This window comes from Amycolatopsis granulosa, from assembly GCF_011758745.1.
Classification (GTDB): domain Bacteria; phylum Actinomycetota; class Actinomycetes; order Mycobacteriales; family Pseudonocardiaceae; genus Amycolatopsis_E; species Amycolatopsis_E granulosa.
Genome location: NZ_JAANOV010000001.1, coordinates 3,781,889 through 3,797,028 on the forward strand (window position 1 = coordinate 3,781,889; position 15,140 = coordinate 3,797,028).

Annotated in this window: 14 protein-coding genes; 7 read left to right on the plus strand and 7 right to left on the minus strand. The window is 70.8% G+C overall.

Annotated elements, in window-relative coordinates; all coding sequences use genetic code 11:
- Positions 1–129 precede the first annotated feature (129 nt).
- The 3 genes from FHX45_RS18535 to FHX45_RS18545 are packed head-to-tail and all read left to right on the plus strand — an operon-like array spanning position 130 to position 2,719.
- Complete coding sequence (locus FHX45_RS18535) at positions 130–1,023, plus strand: metal ABC transporter solute-binding protein, Zn/Mn family (RefSeq protein ID WP_167103423.1); 894 nt, start codon at positions 130–132, stop codon at positions 1,021–1,023.
- On the plus strand, positions 1,020–1,814 hold the full coding sequence (locus tag FHX45_RS18540) for a metal ABC transporter ATP-binding protein (protein WP_167103426.1): 795 nt from the start codon (positions 1,020–1,022) through the stop codon (positions 1,812–1,814). The genes FHX45_RS18535 and FHX45_RS18540 overlap by 4 nt, the downstream gene beginning before the upstream one ends.
- 23 nt (positions 1,815–1,837) lie before the next feature.
- Positions 1,838–2,719 carry a metal ABC transporter permease gene (locus FHX45_RS18545; RefSeq protein WP_167103429.1) on the plus strand — a complete coding sequence of 294 codons (882 nt, stop codon included), beginning with the start codon at positions 1,838–1,840 and terminating at the stop codon, positions 2,717–2,719.
- Here the strand turns inward: FHX45_RS18545 and FHX45_RS18550 are convergent.
- From FHX45_RS18550 to FHX45_RS18560, 3 genes are read right to left on the minus strand one after another with little or no spacing between them, the layout of a single operon-like run.
- Positions 2,676–3,989, minus strand: coding sequence for an alginate O-acetyltransferase AlgX-related protein (locus FHX45_RS18550; protein WP_167103432.1), 1,314 nt, complete (start codon positions 3,987–3,989; stop codon positions 2,676–2,678). The genes FHX45_RS18545 and FHX45_RS18550 overlap by 44 nt on opposite strands.
- 22 nt (positions 3,990–4,011) lie before the next feature.
- Positions 4,012–5,235 carry a DUF445 domain-containing protein gene (locus FHX45_RS18555; RefSeq protein ID WP_167103435.1) on the minus strand — a complete coding sequence of 408 codons (1,224 nt, stop codon included), beginning with the start codon at positions 5,233–5,235 and terminating at the stop codon, positions 4,012–4,014.
- Positions 5,236–5,263: 28 nt separating this feature from the next.
- The gene (locus tag FHX45_RS18560; protein ID WP_167103438.1) at positions 5,264–6,496 is read right to left on the minus strand and encodes a DUF445 family protein; all 1,233 of its coding nucleotides are present in this window, start codon (positions 6,494–6,496) and stop codon (positions 5,264–5,266) included.
- A 136-nt stretch (positions 6,497–6,632) separates the two neighbouring features.
- Between FHX45_RS18560 and FHX45_RS18565 the strand changes: the two genes are divergently transcribed.
- Positions 6,633–7,691: a coiled-coil domain-containing protein gene (locus FHX45_RS18565; RefSeq protein WP_208405993.1), complete on the plus strand. Its 1,059-nt coding sequence runs from the start codon at positions 6,633–6,635 to the stop codon at positions 7,689–7,691.
- Positions 7,692–8,038: 347 nt separating this feature from the next.
- Here the strand turns inward: FHX45_RS18565 and FHX45_RS18570 are convergent, their stop codons facing one another.
- The 4 genes from FHX45_RS18570 to FHX45_RS18585 form a co-directional block, all read right to left on the minus strand.
- A complete protein-coding gene (locus FHX45_RS18570) occupies positions 8,039–9,430 on the minus strand; it encodes an FGGY-family carbohydrate kinase (RefSeq protein ID WP_167103441.1) in 1,392 nt (463 codons plus the stop codon).
- On the minus strand, positions 9,427–10,758 hold the full coding sequence (locus FHX45_RS18575; protein ID WP_208405994.1) for an MFS transporter: 1,332 nt from the start codon (positions 10,756–10,758) through the stop codon (positions 9,427–9,429). The genes FHX45_RS18570 and FHX45_RS18575 overlap by 4 nt, the downstream gene beginning before the upstream one ends.
- A gap of 73 nt (positions 10,759–10,831) precedes the next feature.
- Positions 10,832–11,620 (minus strand): DeoR family transcriptional regulator, encoded by a 789-nt coding sequence (locus FHX45_RS18580; RefSeq protein WP_167103444.1) that lies wholly within the window; start codon positions 11,618–11,620, stop codon positions 10,832–10,834.
- A 9-nt stretch (positions 11,621–11,629) separates the two neighbouring features.
- Positions 11,630–12,232: a histidine phosphatase family protein gene (locus FHX45_RS18585; RefSeq protein WP_167103447.1), complete on the minus strand. Its 603-nt coding sequence runs from the start codon at positions 12,230–12,232 to the stop codon at positions 11,630–11,632.
- 69 nt (positions 12,233–12,301) lie between these two features.
- Here FHX45_RS18585 and FHX45_RS18590 point away from each other — a divergent pair, with 69 nt between their 5' ends.
- Genes FHX45_RS18590 through FHX45_RS18600 form a run of 3 tightly spaced genes read left to right on the plus strand, consistent with a single transcriptional unit; the run spans position 12,302 to position 15,128 of the window.
- A complete protein-coding gene (locus FHX45_RS18590) occupies positions 12,302–12,979 on the plus strand; it encodes an HAD family hydrolase (RefSeq protein WP_167103450.1) in 678 nt (225 codons plus the stop codon).
- On the plus strand, positions 12,976–14,664 hold the full coding sequence (gene dhaL, locus FHX45_RS18595) for a dihydroxyacetone kinase subunit DhaL (protein ID WP_167103453.1): 1,689 nt from the start codon (positions 12,976–12,978) through the stop codon (positions 14,662–14,664). Before FHX45_RS18590 ends, dhaL begins: the two co-directional genes overlap by 4 nt.
- Positions 14,664–15,128, plus strand: coding sequence for a ribose-5-phosphate isomerase (locus tag FHX45_RS18600; protein WP_167103456.1), 465 nt, complete (start codon positions 14,664–14,666; stop codon positions 15,126–15,128). The genes dhaL and FHX45_RS18600 overlap by 1 nt, the downstream gene beginning before the upstream one ends.
- Positions 15,129–15,140: the final 12 nt, after the last annotated feature.

Consider the following 15,140-nt stretch of genomic DNA (forward strand, 5'->3'; position numbering starts at 1 on the left):
GCAACGTCACGTTCAGACGCCCGTAACCGAGGGGGTGAGATCGTCACCCGTTGGGGTAAGGTGAACTCGAAAACCGTTTCCAATAGTGCCCGAACAGGTGTCCTACCTCGTACTTCAGGAGTGCTCGCGATGAGATCCCCCCGCCTCCTCGGCCTCGCGTCCGTCGCGACGGCCCTCGTCCTCGGACTCACCGCCTGTGGCGGGGGTAACACCGGGAGTGACACCGGCGGCAAGATCAAAGTCGTCGCGTCCACCAACGTGTGGGGCAGCGTGCTCGCCGCGATCGGCGGTGATCAGGTCGCGGTCACCTCGATCATCAACGACGCGAGCGCGGACCCGCACTCCTACGAGACCACCCCCGCCGACGCCATCGCCGCGCAGAACGCCCAGCTCACCCTGGCCAACGGCGGCGGCTACGACGACTTCTTCGGCAAGCTCGCCGACCAGGCCACGCAGGCCCGCAAGCTGACCGCCACCGAGATCGGCGCGACCGGCGACGAGAACGAGCACGTCTGGTACAGCTTCCCGGCGGTGACCAAGGTCGCCGGCCAGATCGCCGCACAGCTCGGCCAGATCAAGCCCGACGCCGCGCAGACCTTCACCGCCAACGCCGCGAACTTCACGGCGCGGCTCGACCAGCTCACCCAGCGGGCGGCGCAGATCGGCGCCGGCCACCCGGGCACGAAGATCCTGGTCACCGAGCCGGTCGCGCACTACCTGATCGAGGCCGCCCAGCTCACCGACGCCACTCCCGCGAAGTTCTCCGAGGCCGTCGAGGAGGAGGCCGACGTGCCGCCCGCCGCGCTCGCCGAGTTCACCTCCCTGATCAACGGCAAGCAGGTCAAGGCGCTGATCAACAACGAGCAGACGGTCACCCCGGTGACCCGGCAGGTCGTCGCCGAGGCGAACCGGGCCGGCGTCCCCGTGGTGGACGTGACCGAGACGCTGCCCACCGGCGCGACGGACTACATTGCCTGGATGACCAGCGAAGTCGACGATCTGGCGAAGGCGCTGAACTCTTGAGCCCCGCGGTCGAGATCACCGGCGCGACCCTCGCGTTCGGTGCGCGCACGTTGTGGTCCGGTTTGGACCTTTCGGTCGAACCCGGCGAGTTCGTCGCCGTCCTCGGCCCGAACGGATCCGGCAAGACCAGCCTGCTGAAGGTGCTGCTCGGCCTGCAGCCCCTGTCGCGGGGCAGCGTGCGCTTCCACAGCGACCACCCGGTCGGGTACATCCCGCAACAGCGGGCGATGGCCGACAGCCTGACGTTGCGCGGCGTCGACCTCGTCGGGCTGGGGCTCGACGGGCACCGGTGGGGCACCGGGCTGCGCGGGCTGTCCGAACGGTCGCGGCGGGTGTCCGCCGCGATCGCGGCCGTCGGCGCGCAGTCGTACGCGAAGCAGCCGGTGGGCAAGCTCTCCGGTGGTGAACAGCAACGGCTGCGGGTCGCGCAGGCGCTGGTCGGCGAGCCGGACGTGCTGCTGTGCGACGAGCCGCTGCTGTCCCTGGATCTCGCGCACCAGCGCGCGGTGAGCGAGCTGATCGACGCCCGCCGCCGCGCGGCCGGCACCGCGGTCCTGTTCGTGACGCACGAGATCAACCCGATCCTGCCCTTCGTGGACCGCGTGCTGTACCTGGTCGAGGGCCGGTTCCGGATCGGCCCACCGGAGGTCGTGATGACGTCGGAGACCCTGTCCGAGCTGTACCGGGCGCGCGTTGAGGTGGTCCGCGTCGGCGGCCAGATCCACGTCGCCGGTGCGCGCAGCGCGGTCTGCGAGGACGAACCCCACCACCTCGACGAACGCGTCTCCTGAAAGCCCCGAAGGTTCCCGCTGACATGCACAAGTTCTTCGACTTCGGTCTGACCGCGCAGCTGCTCGGGCTGCCGTTCGTGCAGACCGCCCTGCTCGCCGCGGGCGTGCTCGGCCTGGTCGCCGGGGTGCTCGGCCCGCTGATCGTGACCCGCCGGATGTCCTTCGCCGTGCACGGCACCGCCGAGCTGGCGTTCACCGGTGCGGCCGGTGCGCTGCTGCTCGGTGTCGGCGTCGAGTTCGGCGCACTGGCCGGTGCGGTGATCGCCGCGTTGCTGCTCGGTCTGCTCGGCGGGCGCGAATCCGACCGCGACTCGGTGATCGGCGCGATCCTGTCCTTCGGGCTCGGCCTCGGCGTGCTGTTCCTCTGGCTGAACCCGGGCCGCACGGCGAACAAGTTCGGCATCCTCATCGGCCAGGTCGTGTCGATCGAGACGACCAACCTGGTCGTGCTCGTCATCGCCGCGGTGGTCGTGCTGCTGATCCTCGCCGCGATCTACCGGCCGCTGCTGTTCGCGAGCGTCGACCCGCACGTCGCCGCCGCGCGCGGGGTGCCGGCGCGCACGTTGTCCGTGGTGTTCGCGGTGCTGGTCGGCGTCGCCACCGCGCTCGGCGTGCAGATCGTCGGCGCGCTGCTGGTCGTCGCGATGATGGTGACCCCGGCGGCCGCGGCAGCACGGCTGACCGCGAGCCCGTGGAAGGTGACCGTGCTCGCGATCGTGTTCGCCGAGACCGCCGCGCTGGGCGGCATCGTCCTCTCGCTCGCGCCTGGAGCACCCGTGAGCGCTTTCGTCACCGGCATCGCGTTCGCGATCTACCTGATCTGCCGCCTCGTCGCCCACCTGCGCGACCGGGCAGGCCGGGTCAGCGAACCGGATGCTGCTCCAGTTGCGCCTGCAGCGCGGTGAGGAACCCGTCGGTCAGGAACGGCAACTGACCACTGGACACGTTGCGCTCCACCGTCTCCACCACCACCACGTCGGAGTTGACGAACATCCCGATCGCCTGGTCCTGACTCGTCTTCGGGGTGAAGTAGGCGAGCATCGTCAGGTTGGCGAACCCGGCGGCGAGGTAACGCGAGGACGCCTTGGTGAACGAGTCGCCGTAGAACAGGGTCTTCTGGTTCACCGTCGAGGACATCGGTGCGGCCAACCGGTAGGACGGCGTGTCGATGTCGGCGATCGTCTGCCCGGTCCGGTCGACGAGGCCGTCCGGCCGCAGGTCGTACAACGTGTTCGTCTTGTCGGCCTTCTTGCCCAGCAGCGGCGGCAGGTCCGCGGCCACGGTGTACCTGCCGACCTGCCTGCTCTGCCAGGTCGCGGTGATCCCGGGCTGCACGGCCTCGGCGACCGCGCGGGTCATCACGAGCGAACCCTCGTCGGCCCAGTGCGTGTCGTTGGACGGGTAGACCGGGTGGCCGACCCGCTGCGCCTCGGCGGTCAGCCCGGGCCGCAGGTCCACCGCGCCGGCCGCGTCCAGCTGCTGCCAGGTCGGCGCCTCGGCGGCGTGGTGGCAGTCCTTGCCGGGGTAGCTCGCGGGCAGGTACTGGGGGACCATCGTGGACTTGTCCGGCGCGACGACCCACACGAACTTGCGGCCGGACCCTTCGATGAGGGCGCGCAGCCGGTTCATCCGGTCCACCGTCTCGGACAGCATGTGGACCGGCGCGCACTTGGCCTCGGCGTCGTAGCCGAAGTACAGCCAGCCCTGCCCGCCCTCGATCACCTGCCGGTAACCGGCCTGGTCGACCGGCCCCGAGGTGGTGGGCTGGTCGTCCGCTGCCGGTGTCTGCGCCGGCGGCGGGCCGCCCGGCAGCGGTCCGGTCCCGGTGGTGCCGCCCTGGTCGCGCGGCGGCGTCTCGCCGAAGAACGTGCGGCTGATCCAGTCCGCCGCCTCGATCGCGGCGTCGCGGAAGACCAGCTGATCGGTGCCCCAGGCGGGCAGGCCGGTGAAGAACGCCCAGCCCTCGCCCATGCTCGGGAAGCCGGTCAGGTGCCGGTTCTCGATCTCGGCGGGCCGCGCACCGAACACCCACAGCAGCGCCGGGGTCGTGAAGAACACGACCGCGCTGATCAACGCGGCGAGCTGCCGGCCGCCATGGCGGGGCCGGTACAGGGAGTGCTCGCGGGGCAGCCACGCCTCGTGCACCGCGGGAAGCTGCTGCGGTTCGTGCGCCACGCGGCACACGGTAACCGTTCATCTAGTGCAGCATCAGCAGTACCTGCAACTCGCCGACGGCGAAACCGATCACGGCGCCCACCGCGATCAGCTTCCACTCCTCGCGCCGGAACGCCGGCCGCAGCAGGTTCTCGTACTCCTCGGGAGTCAGCGCGATCATCCGCCGCTCGACCACGTTCGCCAGATCCATCGCCTCCACCAGGTACGGTTCCGCGTGGCGGAGCAGGTACGGCAGCTGGGCGAGCGAAGCGGTGGCCGCGGTCCCGGTCATCTCCCGCAGCCGCTCACCGCCGACGGCGGCGGACACCAGCGGACGGATCAGCCCGGCCTGCTCGTCCACGGCCCGCGCCACCACGCGCCGCACCAGCGCGGCCAGCCGGTCGGCGCGCGGACCGGTCAGCAGCTCGCCGAGCAGGTTGGGCACGGTGAGCACTTCCCCGGCGATGATCGCGCCGTACTGCCGGGCGACCTCGGCCTTGCGCCGCTGGAACTTGCCGTGCAGCGTGACCGGCCCGATCCGCACCGGACGGCGCGGCACGAAGATCATCTTGATGGCGAGCCAGTCGGTGAACAGCCCGATGACACCGCCGAACGCCGGCAGCACCCACGGGTTCTTGGTCAGCGCCCACACCACTGCCTGCACGAGCCCGAGGGCGAATCCGAAGTAGATCCCGCACCGGGCGATGAAGGTCATCTCGGGCCGGGACGTCTCCCGGATCAGCCGCACCAGCAGGGCGCGGTCGCGGGTCAGGCGCTCGACGATCATGTGCTTGACGTCGAGCACGCCGTCGAGGTCGGCGCGGATCTCGTCGAGCAGCTCCCGCACCAGCCGCGGCGCCCCGGCCTGCAGCTGCTTGACGATCAGGTCCTGGGCCATGGGTGGCAGCGACTCCCACAGCCGCGGGTGGTGCCGGGCGAGCACGTCGCGGGCCAGGTCGTCGATCGCGCGCAGCAGCGGTTGCTCGATCTCCCGCACCAGCCGGCCGGGCTGGATCCGGGCGATCACCTCACGCAGGTCGATCAGGTTCGCGGTGAGCAGGTCGGTCGCGATCGCCGCCATGCGACCGCCGTGTTTGGGCACCACGCCCTGCCAGCCGAAGACCGGGCGGACCCCGACGAACTCCAGCGGGCGGAACATCATCTCGATCGCCACGCGTTTGGTGACGTAACCGATCAGGGCGGCGATGAACGGGATCGCGGCGTAGAGCGGCCAGTGGCGGGCGAGATCGGCCAGAACCGCGTCCATCGCCACCCCCATCCCGGCCCCGCGGAGACTAGTGCAGGAGCACGATCGCCTGGAGCTCACCCACGAGCCCGCCGATGATCGCACCGACCGCGATCAGCTTCCACTCGTCCTGCCGGAACGCCGGCCGCAGCAACTCCTCGAACTCCACCGGCGTCAACCGCCGCATGCGGTCGACGATGGTGTTCCGCACGTCGAGTGCGTTGACCGCGTAGTCCTCCGCGTACCGGATGGTGTCCGGCACGCGCTCGGCGGCCTTGAGCGCGGCGGCCTGTTTCATCTCCTGCCACTTGCGGGTGCCCACCGCCGCCGCGACGAGCGGCTTGACCACGCCGGCCTGCGCGTCGATGGTGCGCTGCACCTCGCGGCCGATCAGGTGGAACAGCCGGTCGGCCTTCGGGCCCTTCAGGATCGCCTCGAGCAGGTTCGGGATGGTGATGATCTCCCGCGCGATCATGTCACCGTAGTCGGCGGCGACCTGGTCGCGGCGCTTCTGGAACACGCCCTGCCAGGTGTAGAGGCCGAGGAACTCGCGCGGCTCGCGCGGCAGGAAGATCATCTTCAGGGCGAGCCAGTCGGTGAACCAGCCGATGCCGAGACCGAACACCGGCATCACGATCGACGACTTGGTCAGCGCCCACACCAGCAGCTGGACGCAGCCGAGGGCGAAGCCGAACACCAGCCCGGAGTTGGCGATGAACCGCATCTCCGGGCGGGAAATGTCCCGGATGAGCCGGTTCAGCAGGCTCTTGTCGCGGACCAGGTTGGTGATGACCATGCTCTTCAGGTCGAGGACGTCCTCGATGTTGTCCGCCAGCTCCCGCATGATCTTCGCGATCACCTTGGGCGCCTCGGCCCGGATGCGGCGCAGCAGCAGTTCGCGCGCGCCGGCGGGCAGTGCCTCCCACAGCCGCGGCTGGTACTGCTCCATGACCTCCTCGGTGATCTCCCCGACCACCTGCAGGAGTGGTTCCTCGATCTCCTTGGCCAGCTGTTCCGGGTCGAGGCGGGCGAAGATCTCCTTCGGGTCGACCAGGTTGCTGGTCAGCATGTCGGTGGCCGTGGCCGCCATGCGCTCCGCGTTGGCCGGCAGGACGCCCTGCCACCCGAGGAACGGCCGGATGCCGACGAACTCGATCGGCCGGAACATCATCTCGATCGCAACGCGCTTGGTGACGTAACCGATGAGGGCGGCGATGAACGGCATCGAGACGTAGAGCGGCCAGTGTTCGGCCAGGTCGGCCACGATCTGCTGCAGTTGCACCGGCCCCTCCCTCGCGAGTCCCGCCGAACCGTATCCCAGCTTCCCGGGGGCCGGTGTGCACCGGATTCAGTTGATCTTCGACAATGGGTCACCCGAAAGTATGGAAACCCAGGTCCAATAGCACTAAGGTGCCCGCATGCCTCCTGCCGAGTCCCAAGATCCCATCGCTGGCAATCCCCTCTTCCCGCTCGTGTTCCGCGGCTACGACCGGCCGCCGGTGGACGAGAAGTTCGCGCAGCTCAACGCCGAGCTCAAGGAGACCGCGGTCTCCCGCGACGAGGCGCTCTCATCGGTTGCCGAGCTGACCCGCGCGCTGTCCTACGCCCAGCAGGAGCTGAGCGAGGCCAAGCAAGCGCTGTCACGGATGGCGAGCGACCCGTCGAGCGCCACGACGATGACCGAGCGCGTGCGCACGATGATGACCCTCGCCGAGGAGGAGATCGCCGAGCTCAAGAGCCGCGCCGACGCGCAGGCGGACGACATCCGTGCCGCCGCCGACAAGTACGACCTCGACACCCGCAAGGCCGCCGACAAGATGGTCGCCGAACGCGAAGCCGAGCTGGCCAAGCGGCGCGACGACCTGGAGCTGGAGTTCCAGGAACGGCACACCGCGCTCACCACCGAGCACGAGAACCTGATGGAGCAGGGCCGGGCCGAGATCGCGCGCCTGAACGAGGAGGCCGCCGAGGAGCGCGCTCGCCTGGACGCCGAAGCAGCCGAGGCGCGTGCCAAGGCCGAGCAGGAGACCGCCGAGGCGCTGGCCCGCAAGACCGAAGAGGTCGAGACGGCTCTGGCGAAGAAGACCGAAGAGGTCGAGTCCGCCCTGGCCCGCAAGACCAAGGAGATCGAGGAGCGGCTCGCCAAGGACACCCGGGAGACCGAGGAGCGCCTCGCCAAGCTGGTCGCCGACACCGAGGCCAAGATCGCCAAGGACACCGAGGAGACCGAGAGCCGCCTGGCGAAGCTCACCGCGGACACCGAGTCGCGGCTTTCCAAGCAGACGTCCGAGGCGGAGAACCGGGCATCCACCCTGGTCGCCGACGCGGAGCGTCAGCTGTCCGAGGCGCAGCAGGCCCGCACCGAGGCGTTCGAGTTCCGCCGCGAGGTCACCGAGCGCCTCACGGCCACCCACTCGGCCCTCCAGGAAGCCCTGGACACCCTCATCCCGGCCGACGACCGGGCCCCGGTCGCCTGACGGGTTTTTTTCGAGGCGCTGGCGCAACGAGGCGCCAGCGCTTTTTCTTTGCCCAGCGCTTCGCCACGAGTTCGCGGGCTGGTCATCCCGGAGCCCGCCGGCCGGCGAGGAGGATCTCTTGATCTTTGTTCGTGGCCTTCAGCGGCTGGTCGGTGCGTTCCCGGGGGCTGTGTGAAATGGGGCCCGTCCAGCGTGCCGCAGCGCGAAAACCGGCGCTGAGGCTCGTGATTTTCGAGGAGCGACTTGGAAATCCAGTGCTGCGGAATGCGCCGCCGGGCGGTGGCAACTCCGGCCGTCGGTGTCCGGCTCGCCTTGATCCCGCCGGAACCGACCTTGCCGGGGACGCCTCACATCCACCCGCGCCGGGTCAGTTCCGCGATGAAGCGCTGGTAGTTCTCCTCGAGCGCGGGCTGTTCCGCGGGAGCCGGATGAATCGTGCTGCTTCCCCCCGGGATCAGGTCCGCCGCCTCCGTCAAGCCGCCCGGCAACACCGCGGCCGCGGCGAGCATCGCTGCTCCGTAGCCGGTTTCGGCTTGGGGTGAGATCCGCAGGTCCAGCCCCGTGACCGTCGCCCGGATGCGTGTCCACAACGGACTCCGGCTGCCGCCACCCGCGGCCACCAGCGAGCCCGTCACGGGCACCCCCAGCTCCCGCAACCGCTCCAACGCCAGCCGCTCCACGAACGCGACGCCCTCCAACCGCGCGCGGTGCAGCTCGACCTCGTCCCGCGGCTCGCCCAGCACGAAGCCGCGCGCCTCCGGCGAGACGAACGGGAAGCGCTCTCCAGCCCGCCGCAGCGGGTACGCCACTACGCTCGCGGGACCGCGCTCCGCTGCCGCCGCGTCCAGCTCGGCCAGGTTCGCCACACCGGCCACGGCCTCGCCGCCGGTGTTCGACGCCCCGCCCGGCAGCCACCACCCGTCCGGGTGCCGGTGGCTGTACATCGCACCCGAGGGATCACGCACCAGCTGCTCGGTGACGCCCTTGAGCACGTACGTCGTGCCCAGGATGCCGGCGAACCGGCCCGGCGTCACCGTACCCGTCGCCAGCTGGCCGGCGCACCCGTCGGTCATGCCGGCCACCACCAGGCACCCCCGGGGCAGGCCGGCGACCGGGCCGGGCAGCTCGCCCAGCACGGTCGTCGGCGGCACGACCTCGGGGAGCCAGTCCACCCCGAAGTCGAACACCTCGGCCGCCCACTCCTCGCGCAACGGGTCGTACCCGCTTTTCAGGGCATGCGAGGAGTCGGTCGCCACCGGGCGGCCGAGGAGTTTCTCACCGATCAGGTCCGGCGTGTGCCGGATGCCGGCCGCCTCCGGGCACGTGCGGCGCAGCCAGTTGATCCGGCCCAGTGCGGCCGTGGGGGACACGCTCATCCCCAGCTCCTGCCACCGCCGCGCGCCCACCTCCGCGGCCTTCGCGTTGTCGTCCGCGCCGCGGCGGTCGTCGTACATCAGGGCCGGGCCGAGCGGCTCGCCCCGCGAGTCGACCGCGACGATCGTGCCCGAGGTGGCGGACACGGCAACGGCCCGCACCGGCTCGGCGACCTCCGCGGTCACCCGCCGCAGCACCGCCTCGACCGCAGGCCACCACGCCTGCGCGTCCTGCTCGCTGCGACCCGACTCGTCCCGCACCGGGGCGGGCAGCGGCGCCGATGCTGTCGCCCGCACCGCGCCGTCGCCGCCGACCGCGAAGGCACGCACCCCCGCGGTCGCGACGTCGACACCGACGACGGTCACGAGCGCGCCGCCGTCACGTCCTGCAAGCTGGCGTCCTCCTCGATCGCCTTCTTCGTGGTCTCCGGCAGCTTGAGGAACCGGGTCAGCACCGCGGCCACGATGTACAGGGCGGCGAAGATGATCACCACGCCCGCCGCGCCGGCCGGACCGAGGAACAGCGACACGATCGCCGGACCGACGAACGCGGCCGCACCGGCGCCGAGGTTCAGCAACGCCATCGCACCGCCCTTGTTCTCCGGTGCGAGCGACGGCAGCAGCGCCGAGATCGGCACGAACCCGGCCAGCGTCGCACCGTAGAGCGCGCCGACGAGCAGGGCCACCCAGTAGTAGTCCGCGCCCAGCGCGGTCGGCACGAAGTACAGCAGCAGGATCGAGATGGCGCAGCCGATCGCGCCGAACCAGAAGATCGTGCGCTGCCAGCCGATCTTGTCCGAGGCCACGCCGAAGATCAGGTTGAAGAAGATGTTCGTGCCGTAGATGACCGACACCAGCAGCAGCCACCGGCCCTCGCCGAACCCGATCTTGTCGGCGAAGATCGTCGGGAAGAACACCAGCATGCCGAACTCGGGCGCGGTGTTGATGACCCGGACGATCATGCCGATGCCCACCCGCGGCTTCTTCCAGGCGATGGACACGCTGGACACCAGGCTCTGCACCGGCTGCACACCCTCCGGCGCCAGCCGCGTGAAGCCGGTCCGCTCCCGCACGCCGAGCACGCACAGCAGGCCACCGATGGCGAGGACGCCGACCGACAGCCACAGCGTGGCGTAGTGCCCGAGCACCGGGTTCGTGAAGCTCGCGACCAGCGAACCCAGCGTGGGCAGGCCACCGGTGAAGGCGAAGTAGAACCAGCCGACCGCGGCACCGAGGCGGGCCACCGGCGCGACCGCGGTGATCCAGACCAGGAACCCGAACGCGAACATCGGGTAACCGAAGCCGCGGACGCCGTAGGTGATCAGCATCAGCGCGAAGTTCTCACTGGGCACCGCGACGGCGAGGAACAGCACGTCGAACACGACCCAGATCGTCAGGCCGATCCACATCACCCGGCGCGGCCCCCACAGCTCGGACAACGCACCGGACAGCCACGACGCGAGCATCACCGCGACGCCGTACGCGGTGATCACGTACGAGGCGTGAATCTCGGTGCCCGCGCCGTTGTCCGCCATGAACGGGGCGATGAACCCGGACTCGACGCCGTCGCCGACCATGAACAGCAACAGGCCGACGTAGCCGAGGAACAGCGGGGCCGGCAGCCCCCACCTGGCGAGGAGTCCGCCGAATCCCCTGTCCGGCTGGGACAACCTCGATGTTGCCGTGTGCGTCATCACGCGCCTCCATGAGTGTCGAACTCAAGTTATCATGGGGCATGTGAAATTCACACGCAAGAGTGTGAACCGATCAGACCTCGGCGAGTGTCACGTTCGTCTGGTCCGCCAGCTCGCTCAGCACGTACTTGGAGACGCCGGAGTCGATGACCAGGTGGTGGAAGTCCTCCACCTCGGCCAGCCGGTGCAGCGCCGTGCGCGGCACCTTGCTGGAGTCCATCAGCAGCACCCGGATCCCCGCGCTGGCCAGCATCGCCCGCTTGACCATCACGATCTCGGGCTCCTGGTGGTAGGTCATCTCGCTGTTCATCGCCGAGGTCGACACGAACGTCGCGTCCACCGTCAGCCGCTCGACCGCCTCCAGGCAGGGCATGCCGAGGAACGAGTCGTGCGTGGGCGAGTAGTCGCCGCCCAGGGCGATCAGGCGCAGGTCGTCGACGTGTTTGAGCACGTCGATGGCGCGCAGGTAGTTCGTGGCCACCGTCAGCGGGGTGACCTCGTGCAACAGCCGGGCGAGCGCGAGAGCGGTGGTGGAGTCGTCCAGCAGGATCGACATGCCCGGCTCGACGAAGCGCAGTGCCTCCCTGGCGATCGCCGCCTTGGCCTCGACGTGCGCGTTCAGCCGGTATTCGGTGTTGCTCTCGAACACCGTGGACGGCTGGGCCGACACCCCGCCGCGGTACTTGCGCAGCAGCCCGCGGCGGGCGAGCTCGTCCAGGTCGCGGTGCACCGTCATCACGCTCACGCCGGTCAGTTCGGCCAGTTCCGCGGCCGATGCCTGGCCCTTCTTCACGACGTAGTCGGTGATGCGCTGCTGCCGGATGTTACGAGAGCGGGCGCTCCCGCTGGACTTGTCTTCCACGGCTCAAGGCTAGGCCGTGGGCAGGTTGAACCGGCGCAGGCTCGTCGCGTCGCCGTCGATCCCGATCTCGGTGAGGGCCGCGTTCTCCACCCGCGGGAAGACCCGGCGGTAGTCGCGGACGGGGATGCCGAGCAGCTCGCACAGGGTCAGCCGGATCAGCGTGTTGTGCGCGACGACCAGCACGCGGCCGTTCTCGCGCGCCGCGATCGCCCGGAGGGCGGCCGCGCCCCGGCGCGCCGCGTCCTCGGTCGGCTCCGCGCCGGGGAAGGCCCCGACCACCGGGTCCGCCCGGAAGGCCGCCACGACCTGCGGGTCCAGTTCGGACAGCACCCGGCCTTCGGCGATGCCGAAGTGCACCTCGCGCAGCTCGTCCAGGACGACTGGCTCGAGCCCGAGCGCGCGGGCGGACGGTTCCGCGGTGACCCGCGCGCGGCCCTGCGGCGACCGGTAGAGCGCGCTGATCCGTTCGCCGGAGGCGGCCAGGTACGCGGCCAGCTGTTCGGCCTGGCGGCGCCCGCGCTCGGTGAGGCCGACCTCGCTGGTGCCGGCGTACCGGTTCTCCGCGTGCCATTCGGTCTCGCCGTGGCGGACCAGCAGCAGCCGGGTTTCCATCCGTCCTCCCGTGACAAGTCTCGGATCCGGTGTTAATTTAACACCAACGGCGTGAAAGGGGTTCTCGCAATGGGTTTCGCCGCGGTGGTGTTCGACCTCGACGGTGTGCTGGTCGAGAGTGAACACCTCTGGGAGGAGAACTGGGTCGCCTACGCGGCGGCGCACGGTGTCGAGTGGACGGCCGCCGACACCGCCACCGTCCAGGGCATGAGCGCTCCGGAGTGGGCGGCGTACCTGGCGGACCGCAGCGGCACCCCGGAGACGCCGGAGCAGGTCGAGAAGGCCGTGGTCGACGGGATGATCGCGTCGATCGCGAACGGGGAGGCCCCGCTGCTCGACGGGGCGGAGGCGATGGTGCGGGACGTGGCGGCCCGCGTGCCCGTCGCGCTCGCGTCCTCGGCGGCGCGCCGGGTCATCGACGCGGTGCTGGAGACGCACGGGCTGACGCGGGAGTTCTCCGCGACCGTGTCCAGCGCCGAGGTGCCCCGAGGCAAGCCGAGCCCGGACGTCTACGCCGAGGCCGCGTCCCGCCTGGGCTTCCGGGGCGAACAGTGCCTGGGGGTGGAGGACTCCAGCAACGGCATCCGCGCCGCCGCGGCGGCCGGGCTGACCGTCATCGCGCTGCCCAACCCGACCTACCCGCCCAAGCCGGACGCGCTGGAGCTGGCCGCGCAGGTCGCCGGGTCCAACCACGACGTCCGGAACCTGCTGCTCGCCTACCTCACCGGAGAGCTGGTGCGCTCATGACCACCCTGGGAACAGCCGACACCTTCAAGCGGGACTGGCTGGACGGTTTCGTCACCGCCTACGGGCGCGAGGTGCGCAAGGTGCCGGACGCCTACGGCGTGCTCGGCCGCGGTGCGCCCCGCCGGGGCAAGGTCGCCGTCGTCATCGGCGGCGGCTGTGGCCACTACCCGGCCTTCGCCGGCCTGGTCGGGCCCGGCCTGGCCGACGCAGCCGTGGTCGGTGACGTGTTCACCAGCCCGAGCGCGGAGCAGGTCTACCGCACCGCCCGCGCCGCCGAGGGGGGCGCGGGGGTGCTGTTCGCCTACGGCAACTACGCCGGGGACGTGCTGCACTTCGGTCTCGCCGCGCGCCGCCTGGCCGCGGAGGGTATCGACAGCCGCACGATCCTGGTCACCGACGACATCGCCAGTGGCCCGGCCGACGCGCCCGGGCGGCGCCGCGGCGTGGCCGGCGACTTCATGGTCTTCAAGGTCGCCGGTGCGGCGGCCGAGCGCGGCGACGACCTGGACGCGGTGTACGCCGCGGCGGTGAAGGCGAACGCGCACACCCGCACGTTCGGCGCCGCCTTCGGCGGCTGCACACTGCCGGGCGCGAACGAGCCGTTGTTCACCGTCGGTGAGTCCGAAATGGAGCTCGGCCTGGGCATCCACGGCGAGCCGGGAGTCCGCACGGTGGGCCGCCTCGGCGCGGCGGAGCTGGCCGACGAACTGGTGGACGGCCTGCTGCCGGAGCTGCCGGAGGGCGACGGCCGGGTCGCCGTGCTGGTGAACGGCCTGGGCCGGACCAAGTACGAAGAGATGTTCGTGACCTACACCCGGATCCACGAGCGCCTCACCGCCGCCGGGCTGACGCCGGTGCACACCGAGGTCGGCGAGTTCGTCACGTCGCTGGACATGGCCGGGGTCTCGTTGTCGGTCCTGGTGCTCGATGACGAGCTGGCCGAGCTGTACGGCGCGCCATGCGACACCCCCGGCTACCGCAGCGGCGGCGCGATCATGGCTCCGGTCCCGCTTTCGTCTACTGTGGACAAGCAACTGGACCGGCCGGAGGGTGACGGCGTCGAGGTCGTCGACCGGGTGCTGACCGCCGCGATGCGCAGCATCGAGGAGAACGAGGCCGAGCTGGGGCGGCTCGACGCGGTGGCGGCGGACGGTGACCACGGCCTCGGGATGACCCGGGGGATGCGGGCCGCCGTGTCGGCCGCGCGCGAGGCGGCCGGTTCGTCGGTCGCCGACACGCTGCTGGCCGCCGGGACCGCGCTCGCGGACGCCGCCGGCGGTGCGTCCGGCGCGCTGTACGGCGTGCTGCTCGCCGAGACCGGCGCCGGGCTGCGGGTCGAGGAGATCACGACGGGCACGGTCGCCGACGCCGTGGACGGCGCGGTGCGCGCGTTCACCGAGCTGGGCAAGGCCGAGCTGGGCGACAAGACGATGCTGGACGCGATCGAGCCGTTCCGGCAGACGCTGCGCAAGCAGGCCGGGACGGGCGCCGCGCTGCCGGACGCGTGGCGCAAGGCCGCGCAGGCGGCCACGCTCGCCGCCGAGGAGACCGCGAACCTGGTGCCAGCCAAGGGGCGCGCGGCCCGGCTGGCGCAGCGCAGCAAGGGGCACGCCGATCCCGGCGCGACCTCGTTCGCCCTGATCGTCACGGCGATCGGGGAAGCTCTGAGCAAGGAGGGGAACTGATGCGGGTCGTGGTGGCCGCGGACAACGCAGGCGTGCTGCTGAAGAACGAGGTGCGGGACCTGCTGCGCGCCGACGAACGCGTCACCGAGGTGATCGACCTCGGCGTGGACAGCCCGGACGACGACCGCGCGTACCCGATCTTCGGGCTGGCCGCGGCCGAGAAGATCGCGGCCGGTGAGGCCGACCGGGGTGTCCTGGTCTGCGGTACCGGGATCGGCGTGGCGATCTCGGCGAACAAGGTACCGGGGGTGCGCGCCGCGGTCGCGCACGATTCATACTCGGCCGAGCGGTCGGTGAAGTCGAACAACTGCCAGATCATCACGTTCGGTGCCCGGGTCATCGGGGCCGAGCTGGCGAAGAAGATCGTCACCGAGTGGCTCGGCTATACGTTCGACCCGGGCTCGCCCAGCGCGGCCAAGGTCGCCCACATCACCGAATACGAACAGGTTCACGCGGCCGGCTGAGGCCCGACGGGT